Raw genomic sequence first — 26,394 nt, forward strand, 5'->3', positions numbered from 1 at the left:
CGCGCCGGGGCCGACGTCGATCCCGGCATTTGTTCGCTCATCGAACCTAGATTCGATTAGCGAACGATGGGCCGATCATAGAGGCGCGCACAGCGCGTTGTCAAGGCGGGTTCCCTCGGGGGCCGTCGCGTCGTCGAACGGCAATCCGACGTAGTTTTCGGCGAGCGACTGCGCGGCGGCCCGCGAGCGCGTCACATATTTCAGTTCGGCAAACTTCAGGCGATTGACGAACGGCGAGTCGTCCGGCGACGCGTGCAGCATGTTCGTCATGAAGTACGAGAAGTGCTCGGCGCGCCACACGCGTTCGAGGCAGGTCGCCGAATAGGTGTCGAGCGGCGTCGCGTCGCCCGTCCGGTAGCGTGCGCCGAGCGCGCGAGACAGCGCGCGGACGTCGGCCACCGCGAGGTTCATCCCCTTCGCGCCGGTCGGCGGCACGATATGCGCGGCATCGCCGGCGAGAAACAGGCGCCCGTGCTGCATCGTCTCCGACACGAAGCTGCGCATCGGCGTCACGCTCTTCTGCGTGATCCGGCCCTCGGTCGGCGTCCAGCCCGTGTCGTTCGAGAAGCGCGTGTGCAGTTCGTCCCAGATCCGCGCGTCGGACCATTCGGCGAGATCCTCGTCGGGCTTGCATTGCAGGTACAGGCGCGTGACCGTCGGCGAGCGCATCGAGAACAGCGCGAAACCGTTGTCATGATGGGCGTACACGAGCTCGTCGAGCGACGGCGCGGCGTCGGCGAGGATGCCGAGCCACGCGAACGGGTAGACACGCTCGAACGTCTTCAGCCGCTCCGCGGGAATCGTCTGGCGCGCGATGCCGTGGAAGCCGTCGCAGCCGGCGATGTAGTCGCAGTCGATGCGGTCCGCACGGCCGTCCGCATGCTTGAACGTGACGAACGGGTGCTCGCCTTCGACATCGTGCAGCGCGACATCGCTGACCTCGAAGTGCATCGGGTGGCCGTGCTCGACGCCGGCCGCGATCAGGTCGCGCACGACTTCGTGCTGGCTGTAGACGGTGATCGCGCGCCCGCCGGTCAGCTCGGACAGGTCGATGCGATGGCGCCGGCCGTCGAACAGGAGTTCGATGCCGTGATGTTCGAGCCCTTCGCGGCGCATCCGGTCACCGAGGCCGGCTTCGTTCAGCGTGTCGACCGTCCCCTGCTCCAGCACGCCGGCGCGGATGCGGTTCTCGCAGTATTCGCGCGAACGCGCTTCGACGAGGATGGAATCGACGCCTTGCAGGCGCAGCAGATGGGAAAGCAAAAGGCCGGACGGACCGGCGCCGATGATGGCGACCTGGGTGCGCATTGTTCGTCTCCTGAACATTGGTTCGAGTAATGGAACGCATTTGAGCGCTTTCCCGACTATGCGGCAACGCGATTCAGGAGATATGTTGTATACGTTTTGACGATACTGGCCCGGCGATGGAAGCGCTCGATCTGAACCTGATTCCCTACCTCGTCGCGCTCGACGACACGCGCAACGTGAGCCGCGCGGGCGACCTGCTCGGCGTGAGCCAGCCGCGCGTGAGCACCGCGCTCGGGCGGCTGCGCGAGTATTTCGGCGATCCGCTGTTCGTGCGCACGTCGCGCGGGATGGAGCCGACGCCGCGCGCGCTCGCGCTGCTGCCGGCCGCTCGCGACGCGCTCGCGCAGATCGAGCGCGGCCTCGTCGCGCCGCACGACTTCGACCCGGCCGCGAGCACGCATACGTTCTCGATCGCGCTGTCGGACGTCGGCGAGATCGTGTTCCTGCCGAAGCTGCTGCAGGCGTTCGCGACGCGCGCGCCGCACGCGAACCTGCGTTCGGTCTCGCTCGCGCACGACGAAGTCGGGCGCGGCCTCGAAGCCGGGTCGATCGATCTCGCGGTCGGCTACTTCCCCGACCTCGACGGCAACAACTTCTTCCAGCAGCGGTTGTTCACGCACCGGTTCGTGTGCCTGATGCGGCGCGGCCATCCGTTCGAGCAGACGCCGCCGTTCACGGTCGAGCAGTTCCTCACCTGCGGCCATGCGGTGGTGCGCGCCGAAGGCCGCAGCCAGGAGGTGCTCGAGAAATATCTCGCGAAGCAGCGCATGCAGCGCCGCGCGGTGCTCGAGACGCCGCACTTCATGAGCCTGCCGTTCATCCTGAGCCGCACCGACCTGATCGCGACGGTGCCGCATGCGATCGGCTATGCGTATGCGGCCGAGCACGCGTTCATCGTGCCCGTCGAGCCGCCGCTCGCGCTGCCGCGCTTCGACCTGAAGCAGCACTGGCACCGCAAGTACCACAACGATCCGCGCACCGCTTGGCTGCGCGGGGTCGTCGCGTCGCTGTTCAACGACGAGCAGGATGAATGGCCGAAGTGACGAAGGGTGAGCGCGGGGCCGCACGCACGACCCGCGAAAGCATGAAACAATGGCCGGATATCGGCCGCCGGAGGCGGCCTTCGATGGAGCCACTACATGGGTAAGGGAAAGAAAACCGTGCGGCCCGAGCCGGCCGTCACCCGGCCGAGCCGCGAAGAAGCGGAAGACGCCGTCCGCGTGCTGTTGCGCTGGGCCGGCGACGATCCCGCACGCGAAGGCCTGATCGATACGCCCGCGCGCGTCGTGCGCGCGTACGAGCAGTTCTTCGCCGGCTACGCGCTGGAGCCGCGCGACATCCTCGCGCGCACGTTCAGCGAAGTCGACGGCTACGACGAGATGATCGTGCTGAAGGACATCCGCTTCGAGAGCTACTGCGAGCACCACATGGTGCCGATCATCGGCCGCGCGCACGTCGCGTATCTGCCGAACCATCGCGTGGTCGGCATCTCGAAGCTCGCACGCCTCGTCGACGCATTCGCGAAGCGCCTGCAGATCCAGGAAAAGATGACCGTGCAGATCGCCGACACGCTGTTCGACGTGCTGCAGCCGAAGGGCGTCGGCGTGATCCTCGAAGCCGCGCACCAGTGCATCTCGACGCGCGGCGTGCACAAGCCGGGCGTCGAGATGGTCACGTCGCGCATGCTCGGCACGTTCCGCACCGATCCGTCGACGCGGCGCGAATTCCTGTCGATCGTCGCGAATCCTTCTTCAGTCAACCTCACGAATACCTGATGGCGCAGACGAAGCAAGCGGCGCACGCGCCCGTCGTGCTCGTGACCGGCGCCGCGCGCCGGGCCGGGCGCGCGTTCGCCGAGTATTTCGCGAAGCACGGCTATCGCACCGCGGTGCATTACGACCGCTCGGCCGATGCGGCGCAGGCAACCGCGCGCGCGATCGCCGAAAGCGGGCACGATGCGGTCGCGCTGCAGGCCGACCTGTCGGATGCCGCGCAGATCGCCGCGCTGATCGACCAGGTGTATGCGCGCTTCGGGCGCCTCGACGTACTGGTCAACAACGCGTCGGTGTTCTGGCAGGACCATTTCCCGAGCTTCGACCTCGCGGCGTTCGACCAGGCATGGGCCGTCAACTGCCGCGCGCCGATCCTGCTCACGCGGGCATTCTACGAACGGGCGCGCGCCGCCGGCACGCAGGGCGTCGTCGTGAACGTGGTCGACCAGAAGATCAAGGAAAACTTTCACCGCGACCACTTCAGCTACACGGTCGCGAAGGCCGCGCTCGGCAACCTCACGCAGATGCTCGCGCTGTCGTCCGCACCGGTGCTGCGCGTGAACGCGGTGTTCCCCGGGCTGATGCTGCCGAGCGACGACCAGACGCAGGCCGATTTCGAACACGCGAGCCGCGCGTCGACGCCGCTCGCGCGCATCGCCGGCCCCGACGACGTCGCGAGCGCGATCCTGCTGCTGACCGGCAATGCGTACAACGGCGTGGATTTCGTCGTCGATGCGGGACAGAACCTGATCCGCGTCGACCAGGACGTGCTGTACAAGCACCGCTCGCCGGACGGCAAGCACTGACGCACACGGCGCGCGCCCGTGCGAAGCGGGCGCGCCGCCGCCCGCCGCGTTACGGCTTCTCGGCGCTCCCGCCTTCGCGAACCTTGCCCTGCGCGACGCTGGTGCCAGGCGGCACGCTGTGCGTGAGCCACACGTTGCCGCCGATCACCGAGCCGCGTCCGATCGTCACGCGGCCGAGAATCGTCGCGCCCGCGTAGATCACCACGTCGTCCTCGACGATCGGGTGCCGCGCATTGCCCTTCACCAGCGCGCCTTCGCCATCGGCCGGGAAACTCTTCGCGCCGAGCGTGACGGCCTGGTACACGCGCACGCGCTCGCCGATGATCGCGGTTTCGCCGATCACCACGCCGGTGCCGTGGTCGATGAAGAAGCTCGGGCCGATCTGCGCGCCCGGGTGGATATCGATGCCGGTGGCCGAGTGCGCGATTTCATTGATGAAGCGCGCGAGCAGCGGCACGCCAAGCCGGTGCAGCGCGTGGGCGAGCCGATGGTGCATCATCGCGAACACGCCGGGGTAGCACAGCAGGATCTCGGTGATGTGCTGCGCGGCCGGATCGCCCGCATACGCGGCCTGGATGTCGCTGACGAGCAGCGCGCGGACCGCCGGCAACTGCCGGCCGAATTCGCGCGCGATCTCGAACGCGCGTTCGTCGAGCTCGGCGAACGGCGTATCGGCATGCTCGGGCAGGAACGGCAGCGCACGGCGAATCTGCTCGGCCAGGATGCGCAGCGTGCTTTCGAGCGTGTGGCCGACGTAATAATCGACGCTTTCGTCGGTCAGGTCCGGTGCGCCGTAGTGCGTCGGAAACATCGACGCGCGCAGGCCGGTCACAATCTTGCAGATCGCATCGCGCGACGGCAGTTCGCGGATGCCGCGCGGATGACGCGTGCGATGGAGTTCCTCGCGCGACTCGCGCAAGCCGGCGACGATTTCTTCGAGGCCCCACTGACGGGCGGGTGATGTCGACATATGCCAATGCACGCAGCCGCGCTCGGTCGCACGGCCGCTAATAAAGTGACGGGTTCCGCAAGATTACCGCGTTTTTCGTCCGGGAGCGGGACACCGGGGCTCGACCGGACGGCCAGTGCTGCACCGGCGCGGCGGCGTCACATCGTGACGCTGCTCGCGTCGATCCATCGCACGGCCCAGTCGCGCGCGTGCGCGATCGCGTCGCCTTCGTCGTTGAACTGGAGCTCGATCGGAAAAAAACGGTTCGCAACGAGCTCCCCGTCGCTCGATCGGGAGATCACGACGTAGGGCTTGAACGACCCGTCGCTGGCGCGCGCGGGCGCGCAATTCAACAGATAACCGCGGTGCGTGAAGGCAGTAGTCGCTTGCATGAATCCGCCACCTCTAGTCCCTTGCTTTGTTGTTCACTACCCGTCTCCAAGGGGTGCTGCGGCGCCCCGGCGCGGGCAGAGGCGGCGCGTCTGCATCCCCTGTCGCCGCTTCGCAGGAAAAGAATCATACTCTGTAGAAAACGTGTCTTCTAGCTGAAATAAATCATGACAAATCAGTGCGCGCCGCGCGGCTGCGGCGGTCGCTCGCGCGCCTTTTCCCGTCGTGCCCGGAACGGGATTTGCTTCGATCCGGAGCGTTTCGCCGCCAGGAGAGCCGCGATGGAATCATCCGGTCAAACAGGTCGTGTGCATCCGCGCAGCATCGAGCTCGACAACGACGACACGCACGACAGCACGGTCGACACCGACGGCAAGAACCGCGAGGCGTCGCGCCTCGCCGGCGGCGGGCCGATCTCGCCCGACCAGATCACGCGCAGCAATGCGTCGCTCGTCAACGCGATGCCGGAAGCCGGCGACGGCTTCGCCGGGTTCGACAGCCGCCCCGGCGGCAACCATCCGGCATTCGCGCTGCGCGCGGGCTACATGGTGATCGAGAAAGGTTTCGACGCGCCGGCTCCGGGCGACGCGCCGTTCGGCCCCGTTCACAGGATGTACGGCAGCGCGTACTGGCCCGGCCACGGACGGCGGCCGGAACGCATCATCGAACTGACGGCCGTACCGCGATAGCCGGCGCGCCGTTTGAATCGATCGTTCGTTTGCGCAACGGCACCGGTCGGCGACCGGTGGCGGCGGACCGGCGTGCGCGACCGATGCTCGATTGAACGATTTCACGCATCGGCATCCACGGCTTCATGCATGCCGCGAATCGTGCCAATGCCCATGCGTTGATCGAAGTCATGTCGAAACGGCCCGGTTGCGATTGAATGGCGACACGGGCGGTGCATCGACGTGTCTGTCGCGCCCGGCTGGTGCATGTCCTCATGCGTTCCCGCCGCCGACGCGCGCGGCGGCCACGACCGAGCCGCACGCGACGCACCCCGCGTCGCGCGGTGCGGCATGCGCCGCGCGCCTGGCCGTTCGCCGCAGCGGCAGGCGCCGTGCGGCCGCGCGACCCGGCGGGCGCCGCACTGCAAAGTCCCCGCCGTTGGTTTACCCTGCCTCGCAGCATCGCGCATTGCCCAGCCCGATCGGCCATCCGGCCGACTTCGTTTCAACCCGCCATTCGGAGACACTATGTACAAGCGTATTCTGGTTGCCGTCGACGGCAGCGACACGTCCCGCCACGCGTTCGATGCCGCGCTGGCGCTTGCGAAAGCGCACGGCGCCGAGCTGCAACCGTTCTACGTCGTCGAGAACGCCGCGATCTACTACAACGTGCCCGGCTACGATCCGTCCGTGCTGCGCGATCAGCTCGTCGCGCAGGGCAACGCACTCGCGCAGGATTTCACGAAGCTGATGCAGGCCGCCGGCGTGAAAGGCGAAACACGGCAGAACGAAGCGACGTCGCTCAACGATGTCTCGTCGTTGATCCTCGATGGTGCAAAGGCGTTCGGCGCCGATCTGCTCGTGCTCGGCACGCATGGCCGCCGCGGCTTCCGCCGCCTCGTGCTCGGCAGCATCGCCGAACAATGCGTGCGGCACGCCACCGTGCCCGTGCTGCTGATCCCCGCGGCCGCGAACGTCGACGAACAGCCTGCCTGAACGGTATCCGGCACGCGCCGCCGGTCGCGACGTTTTGTCACCCGACAGCGGCAACTTGCGGTGGGACAATGATTCCGTCGATCCAACGCCGGAGTAAACGATCATGCTGACGCCCGTCGCCACACGTCCCGCCGCCACGCCGCACACCGGTAGCTGGGCGCCTCGCCAGGCCGCGCACTGCTCGTCGTGCGCAATGCGGCACCTGTGCATGCCGCAGGGCCTGGCACCCGAAGCACTCAGCCGCCTCGAGTCGGTCATCTGCGCGGCACGCCCCGTCAAGCGCGGCGAAGCGCTGTTCCGCGAAGGCGACGCATTCGACAACCTGTACGCGGTGCGCTCGGGTTCGCTGAAAACCGTCGCGACCCGCCACGACGGCCGCGAACAGGTCACGGGCCTGCATCTCGCCGGTGAAGCGCTCGGCCTCGACGGCATCTGCGACGATACCCACCCGCGTACCGCGGTCGCGCTGGAAGACAGCTCCGTCTGCGTGATCCCGTACAGCGCGCTCAAGGCACTGTGCTCGGAAGCCGGCTCGATGCAGCTGCGCATGCACAAGCTGATGAGCGAACAGATCGTGCGCGAAACGTCGCAAACGATGCTGCTCGGTTCGCTGAATGCGGAAGAGCGCGTCGCCGCCTTCCTGCTCGACGTGTCGTCGCGCTACCTGAAGCGCGGCTACTCGCCGTCGGAATTCAACCTGCGGATGACGCGCGAAGACATCGGCAGCTATCTCGGCATGACGCTCGAAACGGTCAGCCGCACGCTGTCGAAGTTCCAGAAGCGCGGCTTGATCGAAATGCAGGGCCGCCACGTGCAGATCGTCGACTTCGACGGCCTGCAGCACGTCTGATCCCGCTCGGCGCGCACGGCTCGCGCGCCGCCGGCATCGCCTGCCGAATCAATCGAGAAACAGCGCGGCGCGCGTCTTCAGCGCCGCGCTGAAATCGTCGAGCCAGCCGATCGACAGGCGCCAGCTCTGCCAGTAGAGATCGATGTCGACGGTGCGCCCGCGCGACATGTCCACGAGCTCACCCGCCGCCAGCTGGCGATCGACCATCCGGTCCGGGCACATCCCCCATCCCAATCCCGTTTCGCATGCGCGCAGATAGCCTGCCACGTGCGGTATCCAGTGCTGCGGCGGATCGAGATCCGCGCGTGTCACGCGCCGGATGAAACGCGCCTGCAGCCCGTCCTTCGGATTGAACATCACGCACGGCGCGCGGCGCAGCGCGTCGCGCGTGATGCCCGCGTTGAAATAGCGGTCGTAAAACGCCGGCGAGCACACCGCGCGATAACGGATGCGGCCGAGCCGTTCCGACCGGCATCCCTGGATCGGCTCGGCCTGCGCGGTCACGGCGCCCTGCACGCTGCCGTCGCGAATGCGCGACGCCGTGTAATCCTGGTCGTCGATCACGAGGTCGAGCAACGTCTCGCGCTCGGTGCAGAACGGCCCGACCGCATCGATGAACCACGTCGCGACGCTGTCGTCGTTGACGGCCACGCGCAGCGTCGGCCACGCACTCGCGATCTGGCCCGGCAGCGCCGGCATCCGGCCGCCCAGTTCGGCCTCGAGCAACTGCACGCGTTCGGTATGCCGGCACAGCAGCGCGCCCGACGTCGTCGCGACGCACGGCTGCCCGCGCTTGACGAGCACGCTGCCGACGCGCTCCTCCAGCAGCTTCACGCGCTGCGACACGGCCGACGGCGTGACATTCAGCTCCTTGGCCGCCCGTTCGAACGAACCATGCCGGATCACGGCCGCGAGGGCATCGAGCAACGCGTAGTCGAGCATTAGATTTCCTTAATCCGCATTAGGTGAATTAGCTTCTCTTATCTTCATGCTGACCGCAGACTAGCGCTACCCGATTCATTCGTCTACTGCCCATCCCGCTGCCCATCATCATGAACTGGCTCGCTTTTTCCCACGGCGCCGCCCTGTGCGGATCGCTCATCGTCACCATCGGCGCGCAGAACGCGTTCGTCCTCCGCCAGGGCATCATGCGCGCGCACGTCGGCAAGATCGTGCTGCTGTGCGCGCTGTCCGACATGATCCTGATCGGCGCGGGCGTCGGCGGCGCATCGGTGCTCGTCGAACGCTATCCGGCCTTCGTCCATGCGGTGCTGTATGTCGGGCTCGCGTATCTCGCCTGGTTCGGCATCAACGCGCTGCGCCGCGCGTTCAAGCCGGGCTACGCCACGCTCGACGTGCGCGGCGACGCGGTCGCGCCGCCGTCGCAGGGCGGGCTCGCGATCGTGCTGATGACGCTCGCGTTCACGTGGCTCAACCCGCACGTGTATCTCGACACGTTCCTGCTGATCGGCACGGCCAGCGCACGCGAACCGGAAGGCGCACGGCTCGCGTTCGCGATCGGCGCGATGACGGTCAGCGTCGTGTGGTTCCTCGGGCTCGGCTACGGCGCGCGCCTGCTGGCGCCGTGGTTCCGCAAGGCCGTTGCGTGGCGCGTGCTGGACGGCGCGATCGGCAGCATGGTGCTGTTTCTCGCGGCGGTGCAGTTGCGCTGACGGCTCCCCCCGGACGGGCGGCCGACTGCCGCCCGTCTTTCCCACCGCGCCGGCACCCCGCCCGCGCAGCCTGCCTCCTCGTCGCACACGCCGCCGTAAAAAATTCGCTCCCGATCGAACGCAGCCGCACGAAACGCTCACGTAACGGACGGCGCATCCGCCATCTGCCGCGAGCCATCCATCATCGCGGCGACGCACCGGCTGCACGAACCGGAGCGATCGGCGAGAATGTCCGGTGTCCCGCGACAACGGCGGAACCGCATCGCGCACGCCGCCGTCCCGCCGCATTCGTATCGCCCCATCCGCAGTTCAATCCCGTCACCCGCAGTTATCGGAGAGGAACATGGCATACCGCACCCTCGGCACATCGACCATCCAGGTTTCGCCGCTCGCGTTCGGCGGCAACGTCTTCGGCTGGACCGTCGACGAAAGCACGTCGTTTTCGCTGCTCGACGCGCTCGCCGACACCGGCATCAACTTCATCGACACGGCCGACGTCTATTCGGCCTGGGTCCCCGGCAACAGCGGCGGCGAATCGGAAACCATCATCGGCAAGTGGCTCAAGCGCTCCGGCAAGCGCGAGCAGGTCGTGATCGCCACCAAGGTCGGCCTGCTGGCCGCGCGCGCGGGGCTGACGAAGGACAACATCCTGAAAGCCGTCGACGATTCGCTCGGCCGCCTGCAGACCGACCATATCGACCTGTATTTCTCGCATCGCGATCTCGCCGATACGGCCCCGCTCGAGGAGACGCTCGGCGCGTATCAGACGCTGATCGACGCCGGCAAGGTGCGCATCATCGGCGCGTCGAACTACAGCGGCGCGCGCCTGCGCGAAGCCGCCGCGATCAGCCAGCGCGACGGGCTGCCCGCATACCAGGTGATCCAGCCCGAGTACAACCTGATCGACCGCGCCGGCTACGAACGCGATCTCGAGCCGGTCGTGCGCGACCTGAAGCTCGGCGTCGTCAACTACTACGCGCTCGCGAGCGGCTTCCTGTCGGGCAAGTACCGCAGCGAGGCCGACCTGAAGAAGAGCGTGCGCGGGGATCGTGTCGCCGGCTATCTGAACGAACGCGGCCTGCGCATCCTCGCGGCACTCGACGCCGTGTCGGCGAAGCACCACACGCAGCCGGCCGCGATCGCGCTCGCGTGGCAGATCGCGCGGCCGACGATCACCGCGCCGATCGCCAGCGCGACGTCGCTCGCGCAGCTCGACCTGCTCGGCGAGGCGATCCGCCTGCAACTCGATCAGGACGATATCCGCCAGATCGACGAGGCCAGCGCGCCCTGAGACCCGTGGCGGCAGCAGGCCGGCCGGAGAAGTCGCGCGATTCGCGCGGTTGCACGGCCGGCCTGTGACATATGTACGCCGGTATCACCGTCCGCGCGGACACGGACAATCGCGGAATCACGGATGGATACAATGGCGCGCATCCCTCGCGCCCGAACCCATCCCACGCACCCGGACCGCCGATGACCCGCATCCCGCGCCGCGCCCGATTCTCCCGCCCGCTCGCCGCGGCGATCGCCGCGCTGCTCGGCTGCGCGCCGGCCCTGTCCGTCGCCGGCTGGTACGAAATCGCGAACTACACGGGCACGATCGGCCACGCACCCGTTCACGTATCGCTGCAGACCTACGACGCCATCAACCGCAACGACGCAGGCCGCTGGCGCGTCGACGGCAGTTATTACTACGACGCGCACCGCAAGCCGATCCCGTTGCAGGGTCGGCGCACGCCCGACGGCCACATGACGCTGTGCGAAGCATCGCAGCCCGCGTCGACGGCCGACTCGCCGGTCGTGCCGGCCGCGTCGCCCACGCGGCCGAAGCCTTGCCCGATCGCGCTGAACCTCGCCGGCAAAACGGTGACCGGCACGTGGGACGACGGCCGCCACACCTTCCCGATCACGCTGAACGAAGTCGGACGGCTGAACGACAACGACCAGGATCATCTCCAGCTCGACGGCGTGGTCGATATCCCCATGTGGTATCGCACCAGGACGCACATGCTGGTCGGTGTTTATGCGCTGTCCGACACGTGCGGCATCGCGATGCGGTCGCTGCGCGCCGTGAACGTCGCGACCGGCCGCGTCGACCGCACGATCGCGCTCGGCTGCGACGCGGGGATGCTGATGACGTCGATCTACGCGAACGTCACCGACGCACGGCGTGCCGGCTACGTGAGCGTCGCGTTCCGCGGCGGCAAGATGGGTGACGAGCGGGACGTGCCGCTCGGGCTGCCCTCGTCTTCGTCGAAGTGAGCCCGCGCCGGCTGCCCGAAAATCACGGCCGTGTCTTGACTCGTACGGCCGCTTCCGTTGACTCGGCCGGACATCGATCGCGCAACCGCCCGCCGCGCCCCGCTGCAAGCGCGTGACGCGCCGGCCCCGGGTCTTTCACGGATTGACCGCGCCGTTCGACGTGCCCGAGACTGCGCCGCTCGGGCGGTCATTGGGAGAACGTCATGCCGGATACCAGCACGGAGATCGCCACGGTCTCGACGCGCGCCGTACGCGGCGCCGAGCGCGTCGACTTCTGGGTCGACCATGTCGCGCGCACGCTCGTGCGGATCGAATGCAGCGGAAAGTCGTCCGAAGGCATCGATGCGTCGATGCGCACGCGCGATCTCGGGCTGTTCCGCGCATGCGACATCGTCGCGAACCGGCATGCGGTCGTGCGCACGCCGCACAACATCCACACGGATCAGCGCGACGCCATCTTCATCTGCCTGATGCACGCGGGGCAGGGCTATACGTTCCAGGACGTCGACTGCATGCAGCACGCGCCCGGCGACCTCGTGCTGTACGACACGTCGATGCCGTACGGTCACGGCTTTCCGGCCGACATGGCGATGACCGTGCTCGACGTGCCGCGCGACGTGTTCGAAGCGCGCGTCGGCCCGTGGCGCTACCGCAGCCTCGTCAAGATCGATCGCGACGACGGCGTGACGTCGTGGGCCGTGCGGCAGGTGGTCGGGCTGCTCGCCGCGCCGCACGAGCCGACGCCCGACGCGCGCGAACGGCGCGCCGCCGCGCTCCTCGATCTCGTGCAGTCGATGCTGCGGCTACGCGACGGCGACACGTCGCCGACCAAGTCGACCGTCCACACGCTGTCGCGCGCGAAGGCCTTCATCGACAGCCATCTCGCCGACGACGATCTCGACAGCCAATCGGTGAGCCGTGCGATCAACCTGTCGCCGCGCCAGCTTGCGCGCGTGTTCGAGATCGAAGGGATGCCGCTCACGCGCTACATCCTCGCGCGGCGGCTCGAACGGTGCCGTGCCGACCTGCGCGACCGGTCGCTGAAGCACCTGACGGTCAGCGAAATCGCGTTCCGCTGGGGCTTCAATAACAGCGCGCACTTCAGCCGCAGCTACCGCGCGCGATTCGGCGAGACGCCGAGCGCGTCGCGCGCACCCGCCGACGCCCGCTAGCGCCCGTTCGCGCGCCGCCACCCGCCGCCGTGTCCGGGCGAGGCAAGCACGGCGGCCGTCCCGGTCAAATGGGGCCGCAACCCGTTCGCTAAGCTGGCTTCCTGCGCGGCGGCACGCGTTCCGCCGCCCGACAACAAGGAGAAGAAGCGGGATGGAGACGTACGACCACATCGTCGTCGGCGGCGGTTCGGCCGGCTGTACGGTCGCGCATCGGCTGGTGACGGCCGGCAGGCGCGTACTGCTGCTCGAGGACGGCCCGAAGGACGACAGCCTGTTCATCCGGATTCCGGCGACGTTCATCCGCGTGCTCGGCACACGGCGCACGGTCACGTTCGAGAGCGAGCCGCAGCCCGGCGCGGCCGGCCGCAAGACCTATGTGCCGCAGGGCCGCACGCTCGGCGGCGGCAGTTCGGTCAACGCAATGCTGTACGTGCGCGGCACGCGCGACGACTACGACGACTGGGCCGCGCTCGGCTGCACGGGCTGGAGCTGGGACGACGTGCTGCCCGTGTTCAAGCGCGCCGAATCGCACCTGCGGCTGTCCGAGCCGTTCCACGGCACCGACGGGCCGTTGAAAGTCGGCGACACGCGCTTCCGGCATCCGCTGAGCCTCGCGTTCGTGAAGGCGGCGCAGGAAACCGGCATCGCGTACAACGACGACTTCAACGGCGCCGCGCAGCACGGCGTCGGCTTCTATCACACGACGATCTTCGACGGGCAGCGCGGCAGCACCGCGGCCACCTATCTCGCCGAGGCGCTCGGCCATCCGAACCTGCGCGTGCTGACCGGCTGCCGCGTGACGCGCATCCGGTTCGACGGGCGGCGTGCCGCCGGCGTCGAATGGCGCACCGAAGGCGGCGCAACGGGCGCGGCCGCCGCACGCGCCGACGTCGTGCTCGCGGCCGGCGCGCTGAGCACGCCGAAGCTGCTGATGCTGTCGGGCATCGGGCCCGGCGCGCACCTGCGCGCGCACGGCATCGACGTGCTGCACGACAGCCGTGACGTCGGCGCGAACTATCAGGATCATCTCGAGGTGTCGATCTACGGCCGCAGCCACGCGCCGGTCAGCCTGCTCGGCGAGGATCGCGGGCTGAAGGCGCTGCGGCACGGGCTGCAGTGGATGCTGTGCCGCACGGGCCTGCTGACGTCGAACGTGGTCGAATCGGGCGCGTTCGTCGATACGACGGGCGGCGGCCGCCCGGACATCCAGTTCCACGTGCTGCCGACGCTCGTCGGCGACGTCGACCGCGCGCCGCTGCCCGGCCACGGACTGTCGATCAACCCGTGCCTGCTCAGGCCGCGCTCGCGCGGCTCCGTGCAACTGCGCGGCAACGATCCGGCCGCGCCGATCCTGTTCGACAGCGGTGCGCTGTCGGATCCGGCCGATGTCGACGGCCTCGTGCGCGGTGTCGCGCTCGCGCGGCGGATCATCCGCGCACCGTCGCTCTCGCGCATCGTCCGCGAAGCCGAGACGTTGAGCGACGCGACGCTCGCCGATTACGTGCGGCGCCGCGCGAAAACCGTCTATCACCCGGCCGGCACGTGCCGCATGGGGAACGACGACGAGGCGGTCGTCACGCCGCACCTCAACGTGCGGGGCGTCGACGGATTGCGGATCTGCGATGCCTCGGTGATGCCGCGCATCGTGTCCGGCAACACGAACGCGCCGACGATCATGATCGCGGAGCGCTGCGCCGAGTTCATGCTGGCGGAGTGACGCGGCGCGCGTGCGGCATGCGGCACCGCGCCGAAAGCAAAAGCGGCGCGTGACCCACGCGCCGCCGAACCTGCGAAAGCCGGGCCTCAGCCCCCGGCCGCACGCGCCGCATCGCGCAGCGCCATCGGCGACGCGCCGTAGCGCTCGCGGATCGCGCGGCTGAAGTGCGCCTGGCTCGAAAACCCCCAGCGAAACGCGATCTCGCCGATGCTCGTCTTGCGCAGCCGCGCGTCGGTCAGCTCGCGATGCGCGTGCGACAGCCGCTCCGACCAGATGTGCTGCGTGATCGACTCGCCTTCGGCCGCGAAGAGCCGGCCCAGATGCCGCAGCGACAGCCCGACCGCGTCCGCGACGGCCTGTGGCCCGAGTTCCGGCTCGCCGAGATGCGTCGCGATGTACTGCTTCGCGGTCAGCAGGTACGACAGCGACGCACGCGACGCGCCCGCGCCGTTGACTTCCGTGTCGATGAGTTCCGCGATCAGCGTGCGCGTATGCTCGACGAACCGCGCGGCATCGTGCGCCACCGGATCCTTCATGAAACGCTCGACGCTCGCGCGCAACGTCGCGCCGAGCATCGCGCCCGCGCCCGGTTTTGGCGCGATCCGCAGCGGCAGCGCGGCCAGCTCCGCGTCGAGCCGCTCGTCGAACGACGTGACCGGCATGTCGATCAGCAGCTGCCGCATCGGCGTCAGGAATCCGAACAGATAGGGCACGCGCGTGTCGTAGACGACGACATCGCCGGCTTCCGCGAGCAGGCACCGGTCGCGCTGGATGAAATACGCGCGCCCGCTCAGGATCTGGCACGCGAACAGCGATTCCTTCGGCAGCTGGCGCACCAGCGCGGGGCTGCGCTCGATCACGTGATCCTGACCGCTGATGTCGGCGATGCCGAGGCCCGGCAGCGCGATATCGGTCTTCTCGACCTCGAGCCCGGCCGGCGACAGCGACGAGCAGCGCAGCCCGACCAGCGTCGCCGCATTGAACGCATCCCAGTACGCCATCCTGTCGCGCGCCGGCACGTCGGCCGTCGAGCCTCGCGTGCGTGAAAAAACGGTCGAATTCGTCACGTCGCCTCCTGCGGGCGCCCGCCGCGCGGAGCGGCACGGATTGGGGGATGGTTCGTCTGGATTTTGGTGCGATGCAATGTCCGGCGCGGTCAAGCAATTCGTCCAGCCCAGTCAAGAGCGGCGCGCACCGGCTGGCTAAAGTCGAGCCCACGACAACCCATAGAAGGAGACAAACCGTGGTCGACCAAGCCGTATCCGAATTCTGGCAAAACATTCCGGCGATTGCCAATCCGTTCAAGCCCGATGCGCTGCCCGAAGCGTACATCCCGAACGCGGCCACCGACGACGAACGCTATTACGTTCCGTTCACCGAAACGGTTTCGTCCCGGCCGCTGTGGATCTCGCCGTCGCAGAACAAATGGTGCGACATCCTGATGGCCAAGGAAGCCGGGCTCGTGAACCGGCACTATCACCCGCACGAGGTGTTCGCGTACACGCTGTCCGGCAAATGGGGCTACCTGGAACACGAATGGACCGCGACGAAGGGCGACTTCGTGTACGAAACGCCCGGCGAAGGCCACACGCTCGTCGCGTTCGATCACCCCGAGCCGATGCGCGCGTTCTTCATCGTCAAGGGGCCGCTGATCTGGCTCGACGACGAAGGCAACCCCGACGGCTACTTCGACGTGCATTCGTACATCGCGATGTGCAAGGCGCATTACGAGAAGGTCGGCCTCGGCGCGCAAGCGATCGAGAAGCTGTTCCGCTGACGCACGACGAGGCGCCCCATGACATCCCCGTCTTCCTCCCGGTCCCCCTGGACGTACGAGAACAGGCTGCTGCTGATCCTGTTCATGACGTTCGGCTTCGTCTTCTTCGACCGCCTCGCGCTGTCGTTCCTGTTCCCGTTCATGTCGGCCGAGCTGCACCTGACGAACACGCAGCTCGGCATGGTGTCGTCCGCACTGGCGCTCACGTGGGCGCTGTCGGGCGCCGCGACCGGCGCATGGTCCGATGCGCGCGGCACGCGCAAGCCGCTGCTGATCGCCGCCGTGCTCGGCTTTTCCGTGTGCTCGGCACTCTCCGGGCTCGTCGGCGGCTTCGCGAGCCTGATCGCGTTCCGCGCGCTGATGGGCATTGCGGAAGGCCCCGTGCTGCCGCTGTCGCAATCGCTGATGGTCGAAAGCTCGACGCCGAGCCGCCGCGGCTTGAACATGGGCCTGCTGCAGGGTTCGGCCGCCGGCCTGCTCGGCGCGATGATCGGCCCGCCGGTCGTGATCGGCATCGCCACCGCGTACGGCTGGCGCGAGGCGTTCTACGTGTCGTGCATCCCGGGCTTCCTGATCGCGTTCTGCATCTGGCGCTGGGTGCGCGAAGTGCCGCCCGGCGGCGCGCGGCACGTGCAGGCCGACGGCACCGGCGCGCCGGCCGCGAGCGGCGCGGCGATCAACCGCTGGGCGCTGCTGAAGGAACGCAACATCCTGCTCTGCGTGCTGATCAGCTGCTTCTTCCTCACGTGGTTCGTCGTGATCATCTCGTTCGCGCCCGTCTTCCTCGTGGAAAGCCGCCACCTGTCGCCGTCCGACATGGGCATCGTGATGACCTGCCTCGGCGCCGCGTGGGTGTTCTGGGGCTTCGCGGTGCCGGCGATCTCCGACCGGATCGGCCGCAAGCCGACGATGATCGTGTTCGCGCTGATCGCGGCCGTGTGCCCGCTGGTGATGATCCATGTCGGGTCGGTCTGGGCGCTCGGTGCGCTCGTGTTCGTCACCTATACGGGCCTCGGCTGCTTCACGCTGTTCATGGCGACGATCCCGGCCGAAACGGTGCCGCCGCGCGCGATCGCCAGCGCGCTCGGGCTGATCATGGGCGCCGGAGAGCTGATCGGCGGCTTCGTCGCGCCCACTGTCGCAGGCTTTGCCGCGGACAGGTATGGCCTGCAGTTCGCGATGTGGACGTCGGCGACCGGCGCGATCCTCGCGTGCGTGCTGTCGTTCGGCCTCGTCGAAACCGCGCCGGCCGTGCTGCGCAAGCGCGCGCTCGCCGGTGCCGCCGCCAGCCGCCTCGACACGCCAAACCTCGGAGGACGCTGACATGCGGGCACTCCAATGGCATGGCCCGCGCGACGTCCGTCTCGTCGACATCGACACGCCGCGCGTCGGCCCCGGCGACGTACGCATCGCGATCGCGTATTGCGGGATCTGCGGCAGTGACCTGCACGAATATGCGGACGGCCCCCACGCGATTCCCGTCGACGCGCCGCACCCGCTGTCGCGCCGCACCGCGCCGCTGACGCTCGGCCACGAGTTCTGCGGCACCGTCGTCGAAGTCGGCGAAGGCGTGACGGCGCTGCGCGCGGGCGACCGCGTCGCGGTCGAGCCCGAGTACCGCTGCAGCCAGTGCGCGTACTGTCGCGCCGGGTCGTACAACCTGTGCGTGTCGATGGGCTTCGCCGGGCTGATGGGCGACGGCGGGATGGCCGACTTCGCGGTCGTGCCGGCCTACATGCTGCATCGCCTGCCCGACGGCGTGAGCCTCGAGCAGGCCGCGGTGATGGAGCCGGCCGCCGTCGCGCTGCATGCGCTGCGGCGCGGCGCACTGCGGCTCGGCGAGACCTGCGCGGTGTTCGGGCTCGGACCGATCGGCCTGCTGCTGATCATGCTCGCGAAGCTGCAGGGTGCGACGACGATCGTGGCTGTCGACGTGTCGCCCGAGCGGCTCGCGGCCGCCACGCGCGTGGGCGCGACGCATGCGTTCGACGCGCGTGCGCTCGACGCCGGCACGTTGCAGGATGCAATCCGCACGGCGACAGGCGGGCTCGGCGTCGATGCGAGTTTCGAGGCGGCCGGGCTGCCGGCCACGTTCGAGTCGGCGATGCAGGCGCTACGCAAGGGCGGCCGCCTCGTGATGGTCGGCCTGATGCCGCATGCGGGCTTCGACGCGTTCCGCGCGGTCAACGACGAGCTGACGTTCACCGCGAGCGTCGGTTACCGACACGCGTACGAAGACCTGCTGCGCATCGTCGCGTCGGGCGCGCTCGATCTCACGTCGATCGTCACGCGCACGGTGTCGCTCGAGGACGCCGTCGCCGACGGCTTCGATGCGCTGCTCGCCGACCGCACGCAGATCAAGATTCTCGTTTCACCCGCGCAACGGCCCGCCCGTCGCGCCCATCTCACCGGGAGTGCCGAGCATGAGTCGTCAGTGGGCGTTTGAAGGCCAGTCCGTCGTCGTGACGGGCGGCACGTCGGGCATCGGCGCGCGCACCGCGTTGCGGTTCGCGCAAGCCGGCGCGTCGGTCGTCGCACTCGGGCTCGACGCCGCCGGCCCGCATGCGCCCGTGCATGCGGGCATCCGCTGCGTGGCGCTCGACGTGACCGACAGCGATGCGCTCACGCGTACGATCGCGGCGCTGCCGCGGCTCGACGTGCTCGTCAACGGCGTCGGCATCAGCCGGCACGCGGACGAATACCGGATGGACCAGTTCGAGCTCGTGCTGAACGTGAACCTGACGTCGGTGATGCGCGCGTCCGACGCCGCCCGGCCGGCGCTGTCGGCACACGGCGGCAGCATCGTCAATATCGCGTCGATGTACACGTACTTCGGCAGCAAGGACCGGCCCGCGTACAGCGCGAGCAAGGGCGGCATCGCGCAGCTCACGCGCTCGCTCGCGCAGGCGTGGGCCGATCGCGGCATCCGCGTGAACGCGGTCGCGCCCGGCTGGATCGACACGCCGCTCAGTACCGGCCTGAAGGCCGACGCGCAGGCGTCGCGCCGCATCCTCGAGCGCACGCCGCTCGGGCGCTGGGGCACGGCCGACGAGGTCGCGGAAGTGATCCTGTTCCTCTGCTCGCCCGGCGCGTCGTTCGTGACCGGCGCGGTCGTGCCGGTGGACGGCGGGTACTCGACGGTCTAGCGCTCGGCGCGCGGGACATCGGCGGATTCGCGAAACCCGCCGATACCCGTCGCGCGGCCGGCTCTCTTCCGTTGCCGCCGAACCGGGATTCTCCCGGTTCGGGTTTGTTCATATCAATCAGTAGTCCGATCAAAAAATATCCGATCCGATCGGAAACATGTGAGGAGCACATTGGAGATGACGAAAAAGACCTTACTGGCACTCGCGGCCTGCACGCTTCCGGCTGCGGCGTTTGCACAGAGCAGCGTGACGATGTTCGGGCTGATGGACGCCGGCATCAGCTATGTCAGCAATCAAGGCGGCCACGGCGCCGCGAAATTCGACGACAACATCTTCTTTCCGAACCTGCTCGGCTTCGAGGGCAAGGAGGATCTCGGTGCGGGCACGCGCGCGATCTTCCGGCTCGTGAACCAGTATTCGCTCGGCAACGGCTCGATCATCGGCGGCGGGCTGTTCGCGCGCACCGCCTACGTCGGGCTGCAGAACGACCGGTACGGCACGCTGACGCTGGGCAACCAGTACGAGTTCATGGTCGATTCGCTGGCCGCCAGCGGCAACGAGATCGCGCAGGATCTCGTCGGCCTGTACGGCTTCCGCAACGGACCGTTCGACAAGCTCGCGCTGCCGAACAACCCGACGGGCGCGTTCGACTGGGACCGCGTCGCGGGCAGCAATCGCGTCGCGAATTCGGTCAAGTACACGAGCCCGTCGCTGTCGGGCCTGACCTTCGGTGCGCTGTACGGCTTCGGGAACGTCGCGGGGTCGATCGGCGCGAACAACACGGTCAGCGTCGGTGCGAGCTACGACAACGGCCCGTTCGGCGCGGGCGCGGCCTATACGAACCAGAAATACGGCGCCGTCGGCGGACTGCCGCCCACCAGCGTGCGCAACTGGGGCGCGGGCCTGCATTACACGGTCGGCACGGTCACGGGGAAGGCGCTCTTCACGACCGTGCACAACGCGCAGAACGGCGCGGGCGCATGGTCGGCGGAAGCCGGTGCCGCATGGCACCCGTCGCCCGCCTGGGTCGTCGGCGCGAGCTATACCTACATGAAGGGCAACGACACGCTCGACAACGCGCATGCGCATCAATTCCTGGCCGCCGTCCAGTACTGGCTGTCGAAGCGCACGATGGTGTATGTCGCCGGCGTGCATCAGCGCACCGGCCACGGCAGCAACGCGCAGATCAACGGCGTGATGGATGCGGACGGCGCATCGAGCGGCGCCCAGCAGTCGATCGCGCGGATCGGGTTCAGTACGCGGTTCTGACAGCGGGGGCTGGAGGGGGGAAGCTGCCCCTTCCGTCTGCCGTGAAAATACGGTGCAACGGCAAGCGACGCATGCATCGGGAATAAATCCGGCCCGGTCCCGGTACATCGGGTGTCGCCACGCCGTTCGCTGCGCCGGACGCGCGGGTGCGCGGCACCCTACCCGAATCTGCGAGACCGCTCATGTCACAGCCCAACCACGCCGCCTACGCACGCTTCGCGATCGCCATGCACGGGTCGATCGCGATCCTGATCCTGTTGAACCTCTCGATCGGGCTCTACATGGATACGTTTCCGCACAACTCGCCGCAGTTCAACGGCATCCTGTTCTATCACGCGTCGATCGGCAGCCTGATCTTCATGCTGACCGTGCCGCGCCTCGCCTGGCGCGCGACGCACACCCCGCCGCCGCTGCCGGACAACGTCCCGGCCTGGCAGGCGCGGATCGCCGGTGCGTTGCACGGCGTGCTGTACCTGCTGCTGCTTCTCGTGCCGCTGACCGGCTACGTGCACCGCCTCGCCGGTGCGCACGCGGTCAGCTTCTTCGGCATCACGGACCTGCCGATGCTCGTCGGCCGCGACGAACCGTTGCGACTCCTGACCGATACGCTGCATCGCGCGCTGGTGCTGACGCTCGGCCTGCTGCTGGCCCTGCACGTCGGCGCCGCGATGAAGCACAAGTTCGTGGATCGCGACGGGGTGGCGGAGCGGATGGGCATCTGAAGGAAACGGGCACACGCGCCGGCCCGCGGCGCGTCGTTCGGCTGCCGCTCACCGCGCACCGCAGCGATTCCGGTGGACGATCTCGGGATCGACGCTCACGCGCCCCGGCGAAATCCGCATCATCACCAGCTTGGCATCGCCGCCCGGCGTCGACCACAGGCTCACCTGCGTCAGGTCGGTCCCGTTCGACGACCTCAGCCAGCGCACCATGCGGACCTGATCGGGAAAGCAGGTCGTCGCGCCTTCGTTGTCTTCGACGATGGTCCCGTACGCTTTCAGCATCGCACGCATCGCGTCGACGGCCTGCGCGCGTGATACGGTCGCGCGCATCGCGTCGGCCGCGTCGTCGTAGATCGCGTCGAACGCCTGCGCGTTGAAGCGCTGCACGACCAACGCTTCCGCCCGAAGCGCGGCCTGCCTGTCGTCGGCGTAGTAGCCGAAGTGGATGCGCATGCCGAGCGCGAACCATGCGACGCCCGCCAGCGCAACCAGCGCCAGCGCGACCTGCCACGTACGGTTCGCGGCTTTCGATCCCATGGTCGGCGACCTCTTACGAGACATCGGCGCCGTCGTGCATGTCACGCGGCGCCGCACCGGTAGTCAACACGCGCGAATCCTCGATGCGCTGCCTGGCCTCGGCGACGATACGCAACGATTCGCGGACGAATGCGTCATCCGCGGCCGCCTCGAGCAGCAGCGCGTCGGCGCGTTGACGCCGGTCTTGGCGTGGATTGTGCGGCAGGATGAACGTCATTCGAATTTTCCAGGGCGCGGAAAGCGAGAGCCGCTTCTCAAGCGCGCTCGTCCGGGCGAGCGCGCCGATTGTCGCCACTGAGTGCACGGACCACAACACACCGGCATCGGAATTGACCATTGTTGACATGGGCGACGGTGCGGGAGGTCATCGCGCGATGCACGGCGTCCCCCTCACCGACCCAATCCAACCCCAAATAAATCCCCTTGACGCCCTATCTTTCGATATATATCTTTAGATATGTTTTTCGATATATAGGACAGGATCATGCGACACAATCACTTCCGCGGCCATGACCGTTGCGACGGTCATGGTGCGCATGCCCGCCCCGACTGGTTCGCCGGTCTCTGGTACGCGATCGGCCGCCACCGCCGCGGCCACGACATGTTCGGTGGCGGCCCGTTCGGCGGCCGGGGCGGGCGCGGCGGCTTTGGCGATTTCGGCGACGACGGTATGCCGCGCGGCCGCCAGTTCAGCTCCGACGATCTCCAGTTGCTGCTGCTCGCGCTGGTCGCCGAACAGCCGAGCCACGGCTACGAGCTGATCAAGGCGCTCGACACGCGTTCCAACGGTTTCTACAGCCCGAGCCCCGGCATGGTGTATCCGGCGCTCACGTATCTGGAAGAAGTCGGCTTCGTCGCATCGCAGGCGGAAGGCAACCGCAAGCGCTATGCGCTGACCGACGCCGGCCGCGCGCATCTCGATGCGCAGCGCGAACGCGTCGACACGCTGTTCGCTCGCCTCACGCACCTCGCACGCAAGATGGAATTCATGCGCCGCGCGTTCGCCGGGGAATCGGCGGGCAACGAAGCACCGGACGAATCGCAGGCCGGCTGGCTGCCGGAGTTCGTCGAGGCGCGCCTCGCGCTCAAGCGGGCGCTGCTGCACAAGAGCGCAGCCGACGCCGACGAACAACGCCGCATCGCGGCCATCATGCGCCGTGCGACGGCCGAAATCGAAGGCGGCTCCGGCGCGTGATCCGCGCCGCCCCGTCAAACCTCAAGGAGAACGGATTGATGCAGAACACATCCGAACGCACCGTGACCCGCGTGCGCCATACCCTCAAGTTCCGCCTGCTGCAGGTCCTGCGCGTGCGTGCCGTGACGCCGCACCTGCTGCGCGTCACGCTCGGCGGCCCCGATCTCGCGGATTTCGAGTCCGCGTCGTTCGACGATCACGTGAAGGTGTTTTTCCCCCGCCCGGTGCGGAACGGCCCGCGATGCCAACGCTCGGCGCGAACGGCCCCGAGTTTCCGGAAGGCGAACCGAAGCCGGTCGCGCGCGACTTCACGCCGCGCCGCTTCGATCGCGCCGCCCGCGAGCTCGATCTGGAATTCGTGCTGAACCATCCGGGCCCCGCGTCGCAATGGGCCGCGCAGGCACGTGTCGGCCAATGGCTCGGCATCGGCGGCCCGCGCGGTTCGTTCGTCATCCCGACCGGTTTCGACTGGCATCTGCTGATCGGCGACGATACGGCGCTGCCGGCCGTCGCGCGGCGTCTCGAGGAATTGCCGGCCGGTGCGCGTGCGGCTGTCGTGCTGGAAGTCGCCGATCGTGCCGCGCAAATCTCGTTCGACACGCGCGCCGACGTGCATGAAGTCTGGCGCTTCCGCGCCGAAGCCGACGCGGCGGACGGCGATGCGCTGTTGGATGCCGTCCGCGACCTGCCGTTGCCGTCGTCCGGCGACGGCTACGTGTGGGCGGCCGGCGAAGCGCTGTCGATGCGGGCAGTCCGCCAGCACCTGACCGGCGAGCGCGGCGTCGACAAGTCGCGCATCCGCGCGGCGGCCTACTGGAAGCGCGGCGCGGCGGCCGTGCACGAAACGCTGGAAGACTGACGGGGGCGGGTACCCGGTAAACGGGCACCCGGTCGACCGGCGGATGACACAATCGTGGCGTCCGCGCACCAGCGGGCTTGGCACCGGTATCGCGGCTGGTATATATCTGTATCTGCGACGCCGCTGTCAGGCGACAGCCGCCGCAGCCCGCCCAGGAGCGCCCGGTCATGACAAAAGAAAGCCACGCTTCGCCTTTCCTTCGCCACCTGAAGATCGTCGGCTATTGCGGCCTCGCCGCGGTAGTGCTCGCGCTGTTCGTCGCGATGTGCGCGATCCTGAAGGAAAGCGCCCTCGAGCGCGATGCCGCTCAGCACCCGACCGATACGTCCGAACTGCACGATGCGGGCGGCGGCCCGTCCGCGTCGGCCGATTCGGCCAAGACACCCGGCTGACGCCGTCCTGCCCGATTTCCGTTCATTCAGGGCGCGTGCCGGCGCCCCATCACGACCGCGTGTACCGAATCGCCGATCCGTTCGAGCAGCGCGATCGCGCGTTGCCCGCACAGGTGCGCGGCCAGCGCGCCGGCCGTACCGACCAGCACGCCGCCTGCCATGTCGAACGGCCAGTGCACACCCGCATACACGCGCCCCCATGCAATCACCACGGCCAGCGCGACCATCACGAACCCGGTGACGCGGGTCGTGCCGCCGAGCATCAGACCGACCGCCATGCTCCACGCAAACGTCATGTGATCGCTCGGAAACGAGCTGTCCGGCGCGTGCGGAATCAGTTGCGTGCCGACGCCGGCCATGAACGGGCGCGGCGAGAACCAGACATGCCCGATCACTTGCGCGAGCACGAGCGCCACGCACACGCCGACGCCGGCTTCGATCGCCTGGCGTCGTGTCGGGCGCGCGCCGAAGATCCAGGTGAGCAGCAGCATCGCCGGCAGCACATAGACCAGCCAGTCGGCAGCGAAGATCGCGAGGCGGGCGACGCCCGGCTGCGGCGCAACCCCGGCGTTGAGGGCGGAAAAGAGGGTGAGATTGAGGTTCTGCATGAATCCGGTTGCGTGGGGCAAAAAAACGACCGGTTGCCCGGCCTGATACGAACGATGCTAGGGCGCGCCCGCTTAAGCGATGCTTAATGCGTTCGCCGCCGGGGCGAAGGCCGCCGCGGCGAACGCACTTAGAGCATGCACCGCAACACAAGTTCACACAATTGTCATATTCCCGCGCGACCGTCTCCCGCAAAGGCTCACCCCGCCTCCCGAAAAGGCTCACCTTTTTCACATCGTGGTGTCATCGGCGCGTGCGACCATCGGACCGCCGGGCGCCTTCCCCGCCGTTGGTATCGTTCATCTCAATATTTACGCCGCAAATCATTCGAAATCGGCAACAATTAATTCCAGATGCGGCATCGCACAACGGCAACGCACAGGCATACGATTACGAGCACTCATCCACGAAGCGATCAACAACAAGGAGTCCGCATGAAAGCCAGCGATGTCCGATCGAAAGCGTTTGCGATGCCGTTGACCAGCCCTGCCTTCCCGATGGGTCCGTACCGTTTCGTCGATCGTGAGTTTCTGATCATCACGTATCGCACCGATCCGGACCGTCTCCGTGAAATTGTCCCCGAGCCGCTGCAGGTTACCGAGCCGCTCGTGCATTACGAATTCATTCGCATGGCCGATTCGACCGGTTTCGGCGACTACACCGAAAGCGGCCAAGTCATCCCCGTCGAATACAACGGCCAGCCGGGCGGCTATACGCTCGCGATGTATCTCGACGATCACCCGCCGATCGCCGGCGGCCGCGAGCTGTGGGGCTTCCCGAAGAAGCTCGCGTCGCCCACGCTGCACGTGAACACCGATCACATCCTCGGCACGCTCGACTACGGCAAGGTGCGCGTCGCCACCGGCACGATGGGCTACAAGCACAAGGAACTCGACATCGACGAGCAGACGAAGCGGCTCGCCGGCCCCAATTTCCTGCTGAAGATCATCCCGCACGTCGACGGCACCGCGCGCGTCTGCGAACTCGTGCGCTATTACATGCAGGACATCAAGATGAAGGGCGCGTGGACGGGCCCCGCGTCGCTCGAACTGGCGCCGCATGCGCTTGCGCCCGTGGCCGACCTGCCCGTGCTCGAAATCGTCGAGGCCCGGCACCTGGTCGCCGATTTGACGCTGGGCCTCGGCGAAGTCGTCTACGATTACCTGGCCAAGTAACACGTCCGCAGTCCTTTCTCCCTGTCAAACCTTTCATCACGGGAATTCGAACATGAGCAACCTGAATGGCAAGACCGCAGTCGTCACGGGCGCCGCGAGCGGCATCGGCAAGGAAATCGCCCTCGAGCTCGCCAAGGCGGGCGCGGCCGTCGC

30 protein-coding genes and 1 pseudogene are annotated in these 26,394 nt (G+C 67.9%); 22 read left to right on the top strand and 9 right to left on the bottom strand.

Annotation, left to right across the window (positions count from 1 at the left end; genetic code table 11):
* Positions 1 to 75: 75 nt before the first annotated feature.
* Complete coding sequence (gene pobA, locus HWX00_RS35425) at positions 76 to 1,308, bottom strand: 4-hydroxybenzoate 3-monooxygenase (RefSeq protein WP_034189748.1); 1,233 nt, start codon at positions 1,306 to 1,308, stop codon at positions 76 to 78.
* Positions 1,309 to 1,424: 116 nt separating this feature from the next.
* On the opposite strand from pobA, the gene HWX00_RS35430 reads away from it, so the two are divergent.
* The 3 genes from HWX00_RS35430 (at position 1,425) to HWX00_RS35440 (ending at position 3,886) form a co-directional block, all read left to right on the top strand.
* A complete protein-coding gene (locus HWX00_RS35430; protein ID WP_049030913.1) occupies positions 1,425 to 2,351 on the top strand; it encodes a LysR family transcriptional regulator in 927 nt (308 codons plus the stop codon).
* Between the two features lie 96 nt (positions 2,352 to 2,447).
* Positions 2,448 to 3,083 (top strand): GTP cyclohydrolase I FolE, encoded by a 636-nt coding sequence (folE, locus tag HWX00_RS35435; RefSeq protein WP_034189750.1) that lies wholly within the window; start codon positions 2,448 to 2,450, stop codon positions 3,081 to 3,083.
* A complete protein-coding gene (locus tag HWX00_RS35440; protein WP_034189751.1) occupies positions 3,083 to 3,886 on the top strand; it encodes an SDR family oxidoreductase in 804 nt (267 codons plus the stop codon). Before folE ends, HWX00_RS35440 begins: the two co-directional genes overlap by 1 nt.
* Positions 3,887 to 3,935: 49 nt before the next feature.
* On the opposite strand, the gene epsC is transcribed toward HWX00_RS35440, so the two are convergent.
* The gene (gene epsC / locus HWX00_RS35445; RefSeq protein WP_034189752.1) at positions 3,936 to 4,856 is read right to left on the bottom strand and encodes a serine O-acetyltransferase EpsC; all 921 of its coding nucleotides are present in this window, start codon (positions 4,854 to 4,856) and stop codon (positions 3,936 to 3,938) included.
* Positions 4,857 to 4,993: 137 nt separating this feature from the next.
* The gene (locus tag HWX00_RS35450; RefSeq protein ID WP_034189753.1) at positions 4,994 to 5,227 is read right to left on the bottom strand and encodes a hypothetical protein; all 234 of its coding nucleotides are present in this window, start codon (positions 5,225 to 5,227) and stop codon (positions 4,994 to 4,996) included.
* Between the two features lie 279 nt (positions 5,228 to 5,506).
* Between HWX00_RS35450 and HWX00_RS35455 the strand changes: the two genes are divergently transcribed.
* The 3 genes from HWX00_RS35455 (at position 5,507) to fnr (ending at position 7,739) form a co-directional block, all read left to right on the top strand.
* The gene (locus HWX00_RS35455) at positions 5,507 to 5,914 is read left to right on the top strand and encodes a DUF3005 domain-containing protein (RefSeq protein WP_034189754.1); all 408 of its coding nucleotides are present in this window, start codon (positions 5,507 to 5,509) and stop codon (positions 5,912 to 5,914) included.
* Between the two features lie 507 nt (positions 5,915 to 6,421).
* The gene (locus tag HWX00_RS35460; RefSeq protein WP_034189755.1) at positions 6,422 to 6,889 is read left to right on the top strand and encodes a universal stress protein; all 468 of its coding nucleotides are present in this window, start codon (positions 6,422 to 6,424) and stop codon (positions 6,887 to 6,889) included.
* A 103-nt stretch (positions 6,890 to 6,992) separates the two neighbouring features.
* Entirely contained in the window at positions 6,993 to 7,739 is a 747-nt protein-coding gene (gene fnr, locus HWX00_RS35465; RefSeq protein WP_034189756.1) for a fumarate/nitrate reduction transcriptional regulator Fnr, read from the top strand.
* Between the two features lie 48 nt (positions 7,740 to 7,787).
* Here fnr and HWX00_RS35470 read toward each other — a convergent pair whose 3' ends face one another.
* On the bottom strand, positions 7,788 to 8,681 hold the full coding sequence (locus tag HWX00_RS35470) for a LysR family transcriptional regulator ArgP (RefSeq protein ID WP_175028894.1): 894 nt from the start codon (positions 8,679 to 8,681) through the stop codon (positions 7,788 to 7,790).
* Between the two features lie 110 nt (positions 8,682 to 8,791).
* Between HWX00_RS35470 and HWX00_RS35475 the strand changes: the two genes are divergently transcribed.
* The 5 genes from HWX00_RS35475 to HWX00_RS35495 all read left to right on the top strand — a co-directional run bounded on the left by HWX00_RS35475 (position 8,792) and on the right by HWX00_RS35495 (position 14,563).
* Positions 8,792 to 9,412 carry a LysE/ArgO family amino acid transporter gene (locus tag HWX00_RS35475; RefSeq protein ID WP_175028893.1) on the top strand — a complete coding sequence of 207 codons (621 nt, stop codon included), beginning with the start codon at positions 8,792 to 8,794 and terminating at the stop codon, positions 9,410 to 9,412.
* Positions 9,413 to 9,755: 343 nt separating this feature from the next.
* Positions 9,756 to 10,703: an aldo/keto reductase gene (locus tag HWX00_RS35480; protein ID WP_175028892.1), complete on the top strand. Its 948-nt coding sequence runs from the start codon at positions 9,756 to 9,758 to the stop codon at positions 10,701 to 10,703.
* A 182-nt stretch (positions 10,704 to 10,885) separates the two neighbouring features.
* A complete protein-coding gene (locus HWX00_RS35485; protein ID WP_175028891.1) occupies positions 10,886 to 11,674 on the top strand; it encodes a hypothetical protein in 789 nt (262 codons plus the stop codon).
* Between the two features lie 203 nt (positions 11,675 to 11,877).
* The gene (locus tag HWX00_RS35490; protein WP_034189760.1) at positions 11,878 to 12,846 is read left to right on the top strand and encodes a helix-turn-helix domain-containing protein; all 969 of its coding nucleotides are present in this window, start codon (positions 11,878 to 11,880) and stop codon (positions 12,844 to 12,846) included.
* Between the two features lie 151 nt (positions 12,847 to 12,997).
* On the top strand, positions 12,998 to 14,563 hold the full coding sequence (locus tag HWX00_RS35495; protein WP_175028890.1) for a GMC family oxidoreductase: 1,566 nt from the start codon (positions 12,998 to 13,000) through the stop codon (positions 14,561 to 14,563).
* 86 nt (positions 14,564 to 14,649) lie between these two features.
* Here HWX00_RS35495 and HWX00_RS35500 read toward each other — a convergent pair whose 3' ends face one another.
* Complete coding sequence (locus HWX00_RS35500; protein ID WP_034189762.1) at positions 14,650 to 15,630, bottom strand: helix-turn-helix domain-containing protein; 981 nt, start codon at positions 15,628 to 15,630, stop codon at positions 14,650 to 14,652.
* Between the two features lie 176 nt (positions 15,631 to 15,806).
* Between HWX00_RS35500 and HWX00_RS35505 the strand changes: the two genes are divergently transcribed.
* From HWX00_RS35505 to HWX00_RS35530, 6 genes are all read left to right on the top strand, one after another.
* Positions 15,807 to 16,340, top strand: a complete 534-nt coding sequence (locus HWX00_RS35505; protein ID WP_034189763.1) for a 2,4'-dihydroxyacetophenone dioxygenase family protein — start codon at positions 15,807 to 15,809, stop codon at positions 16,338 to 16,340.
* Between the two features lie 18 nt (positions 16,341 to 16,358).
* Complete coding sequence (locus tag HWX00_RS35510; protein WP_175028889.1) at positions 16,359 to 17,663, top strand: MFS transporter; 1,305 nt, start codon at positions 16,359 to 16,361, stop codon at positions 17,661 to 17,663.
* 1 nt (position 17,664) lies between these two features.
* Positions 17,665 to 18,786, top strand: a complete 1,122-nt coding sequence (locus tag HWX00_RS35515; RefSeq protein WP_059556393.1) for a 2,3-butanediol dehydrogenase — start codon at positions 17,665 to 17,667, stop codon at positions 18,784 to 18,786.
* Positions 18,764 to 19,486 carry an SDR family NAD(P)-dependent oxidoreductase gene (locus HWX00_RS35520; protein WP_175028888.1) on the top strand — a complete coding sequence of 241 codons (723 nt, stop codon included), beginning with the start codon at positions 18,764 to 18,766 and terminating at the stop codon, positions 19,484 to 19,486. Before HWX00_RS35515 ends, HWX00_RS35520 begins: the two co-directional genes overlap by 23 nt.
* A 177-nt stretch (positions 19,487 to 19,663) precedes the next feature.
* Entirely contained in the window at positions 19,664 to 20,755 is a 1,092-nt protein-coding gene (locus HWX00_RS35525; RefSeq protein ID WP_175028887.1) for a porin, read from the top strand.
* Between the two features lie 182 nt (positions 20,756 to 20,937).
* On the top strand, positions 20,938 to 21,477 hold the full coding sequence (locus HWX00_RS35530) for a cytochrome b (protein ID WP_034189768.1): 540 nt from the start codon (positions 20,938 to 20,940) through the stop codon (positions 21,475 to 21,477).
* Positions 21,478 to 21,525: 48 nt separating this feature from the next.
* On the opposite strand, the gene HWX00_RS35535 is transcribed toward HWX00_RS35530, so the two are convergent.
* Together HWX00_RS35535 and HWX00_RS35540 are read right to left on the bottom strand one after the other, a co-directional pair.
* Positions 21,526 to 22,014, bottom strand: a complete 489-nt coding sequence (locus HWX00_RS35535) for a hypothetical protein (protein WP_175028886.1) — start codon at positions 22,012 to 22,014, stop codon at positions 21,526 to 21,528.
* Between the two features lie 13 nt (positions 22,015 to 22,027).
* Complete coding sequence (locus HWX00_RS35540) at positions 22,028 to 22,231, bottom strand: hypothetical protein (protein WP_034189769.1); 204 nt, start codon at positions 22,229 to 22,231, stop codon at positions 22,028 to 22,030.
* A gap of 267 nt (positions 22,232 to 22,498) precedes the next feature.
* Between HWX00_RS35540 and HWX00_RS35545 the strand changes: the two genes are divergently transcribed.
* A complete protein-coding gene (locus HWX00_RS35545; protein ID WP_034189770.1) occupies positions 22,499 to 23,209 on the top strand; it encodes a PadR family transcriptional regulator in 711 nt (236 codons plus the stop codon).
* Between the two features lie 14 nt (positions 23,210 to 23,223).
* On the opposite strand, the gene HWX00_RS37520 is transcribed toward HWX00_RS35545, so the two are convergent.
* A complete protein-coding gene (locus tag HWX00_RS37520; RefSeq protein ID WP_244131214.1) occupies positions 23,224 to 23,409 on the bottom strand; it encodes a hypothetical protein in 186 nt (61 codons plus the stop codon).
* Here HWX00_RS37520 and HWX00_RS35550 point away from each other — a divergent pair.
* Positions 23,332 to 24,068, top strand: a pseudogene (locus HWX00_RS35550) (siderophore-interacting protein). The gene HWX00_RS37520 and the pseudogene HWX00_RS35550 sit on opposite strands and share 78 nt — an antisense overlap.
* A gap of 167 nt (positions 24,069 to 24,235) precedes the next feature.
* Positions 24,236 to 24,460, top strand: a complete 225-nt coding sequence (locus tag HWX00_RS35555; RefSeq protein WP_034189771.1) for a hypothetical protein — start codon at positions 24,236 to 24,238, stop codon at positions 24,458 to 24,460.
* A 26-nt stretch (positions 24,461 to 24,486) separates the two neighbouring features.
* Here the strand turns inward: HWX00_RS35555 and HWX00_RS35560 are convergent, their stop codons facing one another.
* Positions 24,487 to 25,068: an undecaprenyl-diphosphatase gene (locus HWX00_RS35560; protein WP_049030290.1), complete on the bottom strand. Its 582-nt coding sequence runs from the start codon at positions 25,066 to 25,068 to the stop codon at positions 24,487 to 24,489.
* A 432-nt stretch (positions 25,069 to 25,500) separates the two neighbouring features.
* On the opposite strand from HWX00_RS35560, the gene HWX00_RS35565 reads away from it, so the two are divergent.
* Together HWX00_RS35565 and HWX00_RS35570 are read left to right on the top strand one after the other, a co-directional pair.
* Positions 25,501 to 26,241 carry an acetoacetate decarboxylase gene (locus HWX00_RS35565; RefSeq protein ID WP_034189773.1) on the top strand — a complete coding sequence of 247 codons (741 nt, stop codon included), beginning with the start codon at positions 25,501 to 25,503 and terminating at the stop codon, positions 26,239 to 26,241.
* A 52-nt stretch (positions 26,242 to 26,293) separates the two neighbouring features.
* Positions 26,294 to 26,394 (top strand): SDR family NAD(P)-dependent oxidoreductase (locus HWX00_RS35570; protein WP_143155811.1); only part of this gene is annotated, 101 nt, incomplete at its 3' end.

It is taken from the genome of Burkholderia seminalis DSM 23518, assembly GCF_902832885.1.
Lineage (GTDB): Bacteria > Pseudomonadota > Gammaproteobacteria > Burkholderiales > Burkholderiaceae > Burkholderia > Burkholderia seminalis.

Excerpts from the sequence above, each read along its gene's own strand:
- pobA (WP_034189748.1), bottom strand. The coding sequence starts at position 1,308 with ATGCGCACCCAGGTCGCCATCATCGGCGCCGGTCCGTCCGGCCTTTTG.
- HWX00_RS35430 (WP_049030913.1), top strand. The coding sequence starts at position 1,425 with ATGGAAGCGCTCGATCTGAACCTGATTCCCTACCTCGTCGCGCTCGAC.
- folE (WP_034189750.1), top strand. The coding sequence starts at position 2,448 with ATGGGTAAGGGAAAGAAAACCGTGCGGCCCGAGCCGGCCGTCACCCGG.
- HWX00_RS35440 (WP_034189751.1), top strand. The coding sequence starts at position 3,083 with ATGGCGCAGACGAAGCAAGCGGCGCACGCGCCCGTCGTGCTCGTGACC.
- epsC (WP_034189752.1), bottom strand. The coding sequence starts at position 4,856 with ATGTCGACATCACCCGCCCGTCAGTGGGGCCTCGAAGAAATCGTCGCC.
- HWX00_RS35450 (WP_034189753.1), bottom strand. The coding sequence starts at position 5,227 with ATGCAAGCGACTACTGCCTTCACGCACCGCGGTTATCTGTTGAATTGC.
- HWX00_RS35455 (WP_034189754.1), top strand. The coding sequence starts at position 5,507 with ATGGAATCATCCGGTCAAACAGGTCGTGTGCATCCGCGCAGCATCGAG.
- HWX00_RS35460 (WP_034189755.1), top strand. The coding sequence starts at position 6,422 with ATGTACAAGCGTATTCTGGTTGCCGTCGACGGCAGCGACACGTCCCGC.
- fnr (WP_034189756.1), top strand. The coding sequence starts at position 6,993 with ATGCTGACGCCCGTCGCCACACGTCCCGCCGCCACGCCGCACACCGGT.
- HWX00_RS35470 (WP_175028894.1), bottom strand. The coding sequence starts at position 8,681 with ATGCTCGACTACGCGTTGCTCGATGCCCTCGCGGCCGTGATCCGGCAT.
- HWX00_RS35475 (WP_175028893.1), top strand. The coding sequence starts at position 8,792 with ATGAACTGGCTCGCTTTTTCCCACGGCGCCGCCCTGTGCGGATCGCTC.
- HWX00_RS35480 (WP_175028892.1), top strand. The coding sequence starts at position 9,756 with ATGGCATACCGCACCCTCGGCACATCGACCATCCAGGTTTCGCCGCTC.
- HWX00_RS35485 (WP_175028891.1), top strand. The coding sequence starts at position 10,886 with ATGACCCGCATCCCGCGCCGCGCCCGATTCTCCCGCCCGCTCGCCGCG.
- HWX00_RS35490 (WP_034189760.1), top strand. The coding sequence starts at position 11,878 with ATGCCGGATACCAGCACGGAGATCGCCACGGTCTCGACGCGCGCCGTA.
- HWX00_RS35495 (WP_175028890.1), top strand. The coding sequence starts at position 12,998 with ATGGAGACGTACGACCACATCGTCGTCGGCGGCGGTTCGGCCGGCTGT.
- HWX00_RS35510 (WP_175028889.1), top strand. The coding sequence starts at position 16,359 with ATGACATCCCCGTCTTCCTCCCGGTCCCCCTGGACGTACGAGAACAGG.
- HWX00_RS35515 (WP_059556393.1), top strand. The coding sequence starts at position 17,665 with ATGCGGGCACTCCAATGGCATGGCCCGCGCGACGTCCGTCTCGTCGAC.
- HWX00_RS35520 (WP_175028888.1), top strand. The coding sequence starts at position 18,764 with ATGAGTCGTCAGTGGGCGTTTGAAGGCCAGTCCGTCGTCGTGACGGGC.
- HWX00_RS35525 (WP_175028887.1), top strand. The coding sequence starts at position 19,664 with ATGACGAAAAAGACCTTACTGGCACTCGCGGCCTGCACGCTTCCGGCT.
- HWX00_RS35530 (WP_034189768.1), top strand. The coding sequence starts at position 20,938 with ATGTCACAGCCCAACCACGCCGCCTACGCACGCTTCGCGATCGCCATG.
- HWX00_RS35535 (WP_175028886.1), bottom strand. The coding sequence starts at position 22,014 with ATGGGATCGAAAGCCGCGAACCGTACGTGGCAGGTCGCGCTGGCGCTG.
- HWX00_RS35540 (WP_034189769.1), bottom strand. The coding sequence starts at position 22,231 with ATGACGTTCATCCTGCCGCACAATCCACGCCAAGACCGGCGTCAACGC.
- HWX00_RS35545 (WP_034189770.1), top strand. The coding sequence starts at position 22,499 with ATGCGACACAATCACTTCCGCGGCCATGACCGTTGCGACGGTCATGGT.
- HWX00_RS35555 (WP_034189771.1), top strand. The coding sequence starts at position 24,236 with ATGACAAAAGAAAGCCACGCTTCGCCTTTCCTTCGCCACCTGAAGATC.
- HWX00_RS35560 (WP_049030290.1), bottom strand. The coding sequence starts at position 25,068 with ATGCAGAACCTCAATCTCACCCTCTTTTCCGCCCTCAACGCCGGGGTT.
- HWX00_RS35565 (WP_034189773.1), top strand. The coding sequence starts at position 25,501 with ATGAAAGCCAGCGATGTCCGATCGAAAGCGTTTGCGATGCCGTTGACC.